Annotated in this window: 7 protein-coding genes and 2 pseudogenes; 2 read left to right on the top strand and 7 right to left on the bottom strand. The window is 67.3% G+C overall.

Annotated elements, in window-relative coordinates; all coding sequences use genetic code 11:
* Positions 1-153, top strand: a pseudogene (locus tag Q7514_RS27250) (glycerate kinase); the annotation flags it as partial.
* Here the strand turns inward: Q7514_RS27250 and Q7514_RS27245 are convergent.
* The 4 genes and pseudogenes from Q7514_RS27245 to Q7514_RS27230 form a co-directional block, all read right to left on the bottom strand.
* A pseudogene (locus Q7514_RS27245) lies at positions 123-1,085 on the bottom strand (MsnO8 family LLM class oxidoreductase); the annotation flags it as partial. The pseudogenes Q7514_RS27250 and Q7514_RS27245 overlap by 31 nt on opposite strands.
* A 56-nt stretch (positions 1,086-1,141) precedes the next feature.
* A complete protein-coding gene (locus Q7514_RS27240; protein ID WP_330136386.1) occupies positions 1,142-2,272 on the bottom strand; it encodes a hypothetical protein in 1,131 nt (376 codons plus the stop codon).
* 59 nt (positions 2,273-2,331) lie between these two features.
* Positions 2,332-2,820 (bottom strand): LppA family lipoprotein, encoded by a 489-nt coding sequence (locus Q7514_RS27235; RefSeq protein ID WP_330136385.1) that lies wholly within the window; start codon positions 2,818-2,820, stop codon positions 2,332-2,334.
* Positions 2,817-4,430, bottom strand: a complete 1,614-nt coding sequence (locus Q7514_RS27230; protein ID WP_330136384.1) for an alpha/beta hydrolase — start codon at positions 4,428-4,430, stop codon at positions 2,817-2,819. The genes Q7514_RS27235 and Q7514_RS27230 overlap by 4 nt, the downstream gene beginning before the upstream one ends.
* Before the next feature lie 84 nt (positions 4,431-4,514).
* On the opposite strand from Q7514_RS27230, the gene Q7514_RS27225 reads away from it, so the two are divergent.
* Positions 4,515-4,724, top strand: a complete 210-nt coding sequence (locus Q7514_RS27225; RefSeq protein WP_330136383.1) for a hypothetical protein — start codon at positions 4,515-4,517, stop codon at positions 4,722-4,724.
* A 13-nt stretch (positions 4,725-4,737) separates the two neighbouring features.
* Here Q7514_RS27225 and Q7514_RS27220 read toward each other — a convergent pair whose 3' ends face one another.
* The 3 genes from Q7514_RS27220 to Q7514_RS27210 form a co-directional block, all read right to left on the bottom strand.
* Positions 4,738-7,266 (bottom strand): ABC transporter permease, encoded by a 2,529-nt coding sequence (locus Q7514_RS27220; protein ID WP_330136382.1) that lies wholly within the window; start codon positions 7,264-7,266, stop codon positions 4,738-4,740.
* A gap of 12 nt (positions 7,267-7,278) precedes the next feature.
* Positions 7,279-8,040 carry an ABC transporter ATP-binding protein gene (locus Q7514_RS27215; RefSeq protein WP_330136381.1) on the bottom strand — a complete coding sequence of 254 codons (762 nt, stop codon included), beginning with the start codon at positions 8,038-8,040 and terminating at the stop codon, positions 7,279-7,281.
* 78 nt (positions 8,041-8,118) lie between these two features.
* Positions 8,119-8,880, bottom strand: coding sequence for an SDR family NAD(P)-dependent oxidoreductase (locus tag Q7514_RS27210; protein ID WP_330136380.1), 762 nt, complete (start codon positions 8,878-8,880; stop codon positions 8,119-8,121).
* Positions 8,881-8,910: the final 30 nt, after the last annotated feature.

Genomic DNA, 8,910 nt, shown 5'->3' with positions numbered 1-8,910 from the left:
GTGGTGGGGTCGGTCGGTGACGATCTCGGCGACTACCGGTCGCGGTTCGCAGACGTGGTGGTGGCTTCCGATGCGGACGCGATGCGGGCTGTGGGAGCGGCGCTGACCGCGCCCACGCCGAACAGTCGCGCGAGCCGCGCATCGGAGGCGTAGAGCGCGTCGACGTCGAAAGTGGACGCCGAGCTCAGCACCTCGGCCGCGCCTGTCGTCGCGACGAGTTTCTCGATCTGTTCGGCGACCTGGTCCTCGGTGCCGACGATCGCGGCGGCCGCCGTACCGTCGAGGGCCCTCTGTCTACGTTCGGTGACCGGTAGACGTCGCAGCGCCTCCACCGGCGACAGCGGCGGGAAGAAGCCGCGCTCTCGGGACAGCGCCATCGCCCACCCTTCCGGCAGCAGCAGGTCGGCGGCATCCGCTTCGGTGTCGGCGATGAGGATGTCCGCGCCGATCACCAGGTACGGCTCGGGATTCGCCGCGCTGGGGCGGTAGTCGGCGCGATAACGATCGAACGGTTCCGGCCCCTGCGTCAGGATCGGACCTGCGACGACGGCGGGTAGGCCCAGGCGTGCTGCCACTCGAAGGCCGGCACCGGTCCCGAGCACGAACAGCGGCGGCGGTTGCGCGACACGGGGCCTGATCGACACCATCGCCGTGTCGTCGAGATACGCGCGTAGTTCGTCGATATCTGCGACGAAGTCGTCCGGGTCGGCGCGGGTGGTGCGCAGGGCGTCGCGAATGGGTGCGGTGAAGCCGAGCGACCGCCCGACACCCAGATCGATCCGGCCCGGGTGCAGTGCTTCGAGTGTCGCGAACTGTTCGGCGACGACGATCGGTTGATGATTGGGCAGCATGACACCGGCCGAGCCGACCCGGATGTGCCGTGTCCGATCGGCGAGGGCCTGGATCAGCAGTGCCGGGGTGCCGGATGCCACTCCCGGTACCGCATGGTGTTCGGCGACCCAGAATCGTTGATACCCTGAGGCTTCCGCGAGTTCCGCGCGGTGCAGGGTCTGCCGTAGTGCCGACGCGTCGTCCTGCCCTTCCCGAGTCCGGGAACGGTCCAGCAGCGACAATGCGACATCCATGTGGGATATCAACGCCTCACCGTGCGGCGATCATCCCCGGAACCTGCCTGCAGTGGTCAGGGCGCCGGGTCGACCGGTGGGTCGCAGGGAGGTGCGGGCTCCGGAGCGTGGTCGGGCGCGGGGAGCGGTACAGGGCTCGGGGCGGGGTCGGACCCACGGGCCGGCCATGACGCAGGCTGCGCGGCGCTGCACGGATCACTGCCGTGAGGTGCCGGGTCCGGGGGTGCGCCTGCATCATCAGGAGCACCCGCGTCGCGGGGAACAGAGTGCGGCGCGATGCGATCCCACAGCTCCGGGGTGTCGGCTTCTGGCGCGAAATCGGTGGTGCCGGGTATCGCACTCTGCCCCTCGGAACCACCCGGCTGCTCGGAGCTGCTCTGGTCGTTGGACCCACCGGATCCACCCATCGCGAGCGCCAGTCCACCGCCGAGCACTGCGAGGAGAGCGATGACGATGACCATCAGGGCAAGGATTCGGCGGGTCGATGCCGTGCCCACCGCTACAGCGGGCTGCACTCTACTGCGACGCGACGCGACCAGGGCCGCTCCGGTAGGGCGATGCCACGGCACACCGTGCGGCGTCACGAACGGGACGCCGAGGATCGTGGAGAGTTCCCGGGCGGGCACCGCGTCGCCGGGACGGAGGTCGAGGAAGACCAGCGCCGCGGGCGAGACCCCGGCCCGGGCGAGTGCTTCGTCCATCGTGTCGGGTAGGGCGTCGGGGTGGCCGGTGAGATCGTCGCCGCCGCGTACGACCGACGACAGCACCGTCCGCGAGCGGGTGTCGACGATCGACACCGACTCGACACCGCCGGTACGAGTGTGGATGGCCAGGACGGGAGTGTCGGCGAGTTCGGGTGCTCCGGCCAGGTACGCGAGCCGTGCGCTGTCGAGAGGGACCACTTCGACGGGTACCTCGCTCACCGCGCGGACAGCCTCCGCGACGACATCGGTATCGGCCTCGCCGCTCGGTAGGGAGACCAGACCGATCGTGCCGACGGTCAGCGACGCGTTCTCCGCCCGTTCCGTCATCGAGGTCACGGCCCGTGCGACGGCGTCGGCCTGCGACGTATCCGGTCCGGCCGCCCAGCGCTGCGAGTCGAAGGGGCCGAGCTGCGGAACGTCGGCGTCGACGAGGACCGCGGAGACTTCACCGTCATCGACGGCAACGCCGAGTACAGGACGCATCGTCACCGCCTCTTCGTCAAGATCGTCACGGACCGCACGAGCGTAACCGAATTCGATGCTCAGATCCGGTAGCACCCGACGGTCAGTCCGACGATCGCGGCCACATAACTGCCGAAGGTGATGTACGAACCGTCGGCAGCGAACATCCGCATCGAGAACCCCGTGTCGGGTGGCAGGACCTGACGTCCGTGGAAGCCGGCATCGGCGGCGGTGCGTTCGAACAGGTCGGCCGCACGCTGCAGATCGGCCACGGGGACCGGGTTCGAACTGCCTTGGATGGGCAGGTGCACCGACATTCCGTAAGTTCCGTCGGCGAGGGTGCACCCCGCGTTCGTGCGCGCGTATTTCTCGGAGAACTCGAGGCCGGGGAATTCCGCGGACAGTGCGTCCACGACGTCGCGCTGGACCTGGAGGTAGTACTCGACGGCTGCGTCGGTGGAGTCGGCGACAGGCTCGGGAACAGCTCTGGATCTCGCTGTGGCGCATCCGGTCATCGTCGCCACCACTGCTGTCACGATGCAGACACGTAGAAAAGGAAATTCGCTCATCGGACACTCCGTTCGTCGGCGGTGTCCGCTATGACGACCGCAATGTTGTAGGTACTCATGGAGCCGGGCACCAGATAGGAGCTGTGCCCTTCGGAGGCGGTGCGCAGAACACCCGAAACATCCTCTCCAGCATCGCTGGACAGGTGGGTCAGACCCGGGAGGTGGCTGGGGTCGCCGCCGAAGATCCCCGTGTCGGCGATAAGGTCTCCATCCGCCTCGATGAGGTACATCGACCCGGGCGCCACGCCGAGTGAGCCGACGTCGGAGGTACCGAGCCCGGCGGCGCCGACGAAGACCGCCTTGTCGGCCTCTGCTCCCTGCTGCAACGCGAGACTCGTCACGAGTGCTCCGTACGAATGACCGATCGCGGTCACATGCGGTGGCGAGGCGGGTCGGGACGCATCGAGCCCATCGAGGAACGTGGCCAGGCGCGGCGCGCCGAGCGTCGCAGACAGATCCGAGACGGGACTGCGTTCGGTGAAGGCCAGTCCCCAACCGAAATGCGGTGCCTGATAATTCATCCAGGTGACGGCCGCGACGGTCTCGGAGCCACGGTCGACACGGCCGAGTTCTCGCTGGGCTTCGTCGCGCAACCCAGAAACCTGCTGGTCGTATCCGTGGAGGTTGCCCTGCACTGACGATCCTGCTCCCGGCGTGTAGACCGCAATGTGGTCGGCAGTGTCGATGTCGCCCACCGCAACCACGGCCATCGCCTCACGGCCGGACATGTCGAGCGCCAGCAGCCGGCGATCATCCAGCGTGAGCGTGCGTTCGATCGCATCGAGTGCAGCGAGCTTGTTCAAGGTCTGCTCGAGACCCGCATCGGCGTTGGAGAGCAGACCGCCGAATACGTTGCCTTCCAGCTCTTCCTGCAGTTGCAGAGCGACCACCTCCAGCCGCTCTCGTTCGATGCCGAGCACGGCGCGGTTCGCGAGGTCGCGGATGTCGGACGGTATTCCGTCGAGGCCACCTATCTGCTCCGGGTGCTCGGTGAGCAGCACGGTGCGGTCGAAGGGATCGAGGCTGTTCCACCAGGCGACGACAGCACCCGGATCCGATCCGGCATCAGGAAACGGCTCCATCGCCGGAAATCGCATGGATATGTGGACGAACTGTGTTGCCGGCACGGCACTCTCATCAGGGAAGGCGCGTGCGAGCATCGATGTCGCCTCATGGTCGAGTTCCTCTGCGCGCCGAAGCACCGAGTCGAGTCGCGCACGCAGTGCACCGTGGTCGGTGTCGGGTTCGGCTCCGATCCGACCGGGGGCGTCGGTGAGTACGCCGTCTACTCCGATGACGAGGTCGTGTTCGTCCGCCCAGGTGTATGCAGCCTCGAGTTCGGCACGCACAGCACGTAGTTGCGGAGCCACCATGGCTGCGCACGCACTCACCCAGCGATACGAATCGGCCTGGACATCAAGGGTATCGACGACCGTTCGTAGCGACACCGCTGCGGCATCCGCGGCGTCGCCGGTCCAGGCTCCCCCGAAGATGGCGACCCGGCGGATGTCGCCGGCGATACGGTCCAGTTCCTCGGCACGATCGCCGAGGTGGGCACCCAGTTCCTCCAGTGCGTCCGGATTCCACCCGGCAAGATCGTGCAGATCCATGTCTCTTCCACCCCCTGCCGCGAAAGCATAAGGGGGCGCATACGACTACCGGCCCGGGGAGGGGCCCTGGGCCGGAATCTGTGGATGAATCGGCTGCCTGTGGACAACCCACTCGCCGCACCCCGGCGCACGGCAGCGGTCAGCGCCGGGCCGCTCGGCTGGATGCTCGGCCGCGCCCTGGCCCGGGTGATGGCCTCACGCCCTCTGCGCCCGGTGATGATCGAAATGATGAGCGGAACCGACGAGTACGAATTGCCTTCGTATCCCGCCGATTCCGCTCCCAACGCGCGGTGACGTGGTGGTGTGGCTACATGTCGGCGATGGCCTCGAGCGGCGGGGTCTTCGCGGCCCGATGCCCCGGCCACAGCGCGGCCAGCACACCCACCACACCGGAACCGATGAGCATCCCCACGACCTGGCCCCACGGCACCGAGATCCGGTCGAGTCCCTGATCGGCCAGGGTACTCACGAACGCCCAGCCGAAGACCAGACCCAGCACGAGACCGACGACCGCTCCGAACACCGCGATGAGCAGCGACTCTATGTAGATGGTGCGTCGCACCTGGGCACGTTGCATCCCGACGGCTCGGAGCATGCCGATCTCACGTCGCCGCTCGACGACCGACAACGCGAGTGTGTTCACGATGCCGAGGATCGCGATGACGACAGCGAGTGCAAGCAATCCGTAGAGGATGGCGAGGAGCATGTCGATCTGCTGGGCCTGTTGTCCCTTGAACTGATCGCGGTCCATCACCTGGACGATCACCAGGTCCTTGGTGGCGTCCTCGAGTCCTGCCCGGACCGCCTCCGGATCTGCACCGTCCGCGGTGTTGACGAGTACGACCTGCGCCGACCTCGACGACACCGGGGTGAACTGTTCGTACAGCTCGTTCGAGACGATCCACGGTCCGATGAGCTGGTTGTCCGCATAGATTCCGACGACGCTGGTGTCGACCGTCTCACCGTCCATGCTCGTGAGCGGCACGGTGGCACCGAGCTGCCAGCCGTTGTCCGAAGCGGCGGTCTCCGACACCACCATCTGGTCGCCCGCGATCGCGTCGGTGCCTTCCTTCATCTCCAGCGTGAGGACGTCCTGGATGGCGCCACCCGTCACCGCAGTGCCGTATGCGGCCTCGTCGTCGATCGTCGCCTGAACACCGTGCGACGACACCACTTCGACGACGCCGTCGACACCACGTGCAGCGTCCTGGGCCGCGACGGGCAGTCCGAACATCGGCGGCCCGGTGAGCACGAACTCGGACTTGACGCCGGTGTCGACCAGTGCGTCGACGCTGGCTTTCGCAGACGAGCCGAACACCCCGATGACGGACACGAGCATCAGGCCGAGTGTCAGCGCGAAGGCAGTTGCAGCGGTTCGACGCGGGTTGCGAGTCGCGTTGGTGCGGGCCAACCGTCCGACCGCGCCGAAGGGTCGCGCGAACACCGCGCCGAGAACCTTCACCACCGGTCGCGACAGAGCGGGCGCCGCGAGCAGCACAGCGAGGATCAGCGCGAAGGCTCCCGCTCCGACAGTCGCGGCAGCACCACCTCCGGTGCTCCGCGAGCCGACCGCGACGAGCACGGCACCTCCGACAGCGGCGACGACACCGGCGATGGTGCGGATCTTCAGAGACTCGACGGACGCCGTGGATTCCTCACGCATTGCCGCGACCGGCGGCACATGCATGGCACGCCTGGCCGGTGCATAGGCACTGACGACGGTGACGATGATCCCGACGAGCAGCGCGACGATCACGGTGCGCGGCTGCAACTGGAGCGGACCGGACGGCAGCCCGAGATCCGCGGCGTTGAGCGCCGCACGGAGCCCGTATGCGAGCGCGACACCGGCCGCGATCCCGATCGCGCTGCCGATGACACCGACGACGAGCGCTTCGAGGGTGACCGATCGGCCGACCTGCTGTCGGCTCGCGCCGATCGCGCGCAGCAGCGCGAGTTCGCGCAGGCGCTGAGCCACGATCATCGAGAACGTGTTGTAGATGATGAACGTACCGACGAGCAGTGCAATGCCACCGAATGCAAGCAGGAAGTAGTTGAGGAAGCTCAACGCTTCCGACACCTGATTCTGGGTTTCCTCGGTGACTTCGGCGCCGGTCTGCACCTTCATGTCGGGCAACGCGGCAGCAACCTCGTCACGCAGCGCTTCCGGACTCATCGAGCCGTCGCCGACGATGTCGAGGAACTGGACGTGCGTGCCGTCGGTGAACAGCCGGCTCGCCTGCTGCTCTGTGAACAGCACACCGATGTACCCGCCGGTGTCGGTGTCGAGGTCGTAGATGCCGCTCACCGTGACGGGAACCATGCCCTGAGACATGGTCAGGACCTTCGTCTCGTCCCCGATCGCCAGGTCGCCGCGTTCGGCCGCGCTCGTATTGAGTGCGATCTGCCCGACCTCCGTGGGCGGGGCGCCCTCGACGAAGACCTCGGGTTCTCCGACGGCCTGTTCCGGGGGGAACCACGCGTAGCCTTCGGCGGGTGCACCGCCGGTCTGGATCGCGGCGCCGTCGGAGCCGAGCACGATGAGCCCGCCGCCGACCGTCGGCGCCGTGCGTTCGACGCCGTCGAGGGCGTCGACCCGCGCGATGTCTTCGACGGGTACACCGCTCGCGCCGAACTCTTCGCTGCTGACGCGGACGTCGACGCCTTGGGCAACATCACCGAAGATGTCGTCGAACGTGCGCTGGAGAGTATCGGTGAACACGAACGACCCGGTGATGAAGGCGGTGCCGAGCACCACCGACAGCACCGTCAGAGCAAGCCGCACTTTGTGTGCGGCGAGGTTGCGCAGCGCAACCTTGCGGATGGGATTCCCACTCATGGTCGCCGGCTCCTACTGTGCCGTGGGTGCGTTGACGACGGTGTCGAACTGCTTCATGCGGTCGAGCACCGAGTCGGCGGTCGGCCCGCGCATCTCGTCGACGATGCGGCCATCGGAGAGGAACACAACGCGGTCGGCGTATCCGGCGGCCCGTGGATCGTGGGTGACAATCACTACGGTCTGCTCGAACTCGTCGACTGCGGCGCGCAGGATCGACAGCACCTCACCGGACGAGTGCGAGTCGAGGTTGCCTGTGGGTTCGTCGCCGAAGATGATCTCCGGCCGCCCGGCCAACGCGCGGGCACACGCGACACGTTGCTGCTGCCCACCGGATAGTTCGCCGGGTTTGTGGTCGAGGCGGTCGCCGAGACCGAGTCTGCCGACCACGGTGTCGAGCCATTCGGTGTCGACCTTGCGACCGGCGATGTCGAGCGGCAGCGTGATGTTTTCGAGCGCCGTGAGTGTGGGGACGAGGTTGAACGCCTGGAAGACGAAGCCGATGCGGTCGCGACGCAGCTGCGTCATCGCTTTGTCGGACAGCGTCGTGAGGTCGGTGTCGCCGATCAGCACTGCGCCGGAGGTCGCACTGTCGAGTCCGGCAAGGCAGTGCATCAGGGTGGACTTACCGGATCCGGACGGGCCCATGATCGCGGTGAACTCACCGGCAGCGAAATCTTCGGTCACACCGTCGAGGGCGTGAACAGCGGTTTCACCTGTTCCGTAGATTTTCTTCAGGTCCTGGGCTCGGGCAGCGGGGGCCGAATGCGATGGCATGCGCACCATCCTTCCCGCTGATGCGTCGACGCACCATCGGGGACTCCCCTGATTTGTGGTCGGCGCCCATCAGGGAGGTCAGCTCCAGCGTGCCTGGCCGCCGTCGAGAGGGACGGTGGCGCCCGTGAGATAGCGGGCGTCGTCGCCGACGATCCATGCGACGGCCCGCCCGATGTCCTCCTCACAATCGCCGATGCGACGCAACGGAATGCTCTTGACGAACGCAGCGGCCTCCTCGGGACGATTCTCGGTCCACCACTGCAACCCGGGCGACATGGCGTGCGGTGCGACCGCGTTGACCCGGATGCCGTCTACACCCCACTCCGCGGCGGCGGCCCGCGTCAGGCTGCGCAGCGCTTCCTTGACCGAGGCGTACCCCCCGTAGCCGCTCATGTCCCACCGCACCGCGGCCGAGGACACCATGTTGACGATCGATCCGCCGCCGCGGTGCTTCATGATCGGATGTACGGCCTGCATCGCGTGGAGCGACGCGATGGGCCCCGAAGCGTAGGCCTTCGTCATCAGTTCGGGTGTCAGGTCGAGGACCGGCCCGAGCGGGTTCAGACTCGCGTTGTTGACGAGGATGTCCACTCCCCCGAGCCTCTCCACGGTCTGCTCCACCGCGGCGGTGATCTGCTCGGTATCGGAGATGTCGCAGGCGATCGGTTCGGCCACACCCCCGAACCCGCGGATCTGCTCGACCGTGTCGACGAGTTTCGACTCCGTACGACCTGTCACCGCGACCGCGGCTCCCTCACGCGCCAGCGCAAATGCGACGCCCTGCCCAACCCCCTGACCTGCTCCGGTGATGAACGCGACCTTGCCATCCAATGTGCCCATGCGGCGACCTCCCTGTCTCGGCCCCCGCAT

The organism is Rhodococcus artemisiae, from assembly GCF_036327795.1.
In the GTDB taxonomy this organism is placed as follows: Bacteria; Actinomycetota; Actinomycetes; order Mycobacteriales; family Mycobacteriaceae; genus Rhodococcus; species Rhodococcus artemisiae.
The sequence above is the reverse complement of the archived record's forward strand: the minus strand, read 5'-3'. Positions and strand labels throughout refer to the sequence as shown.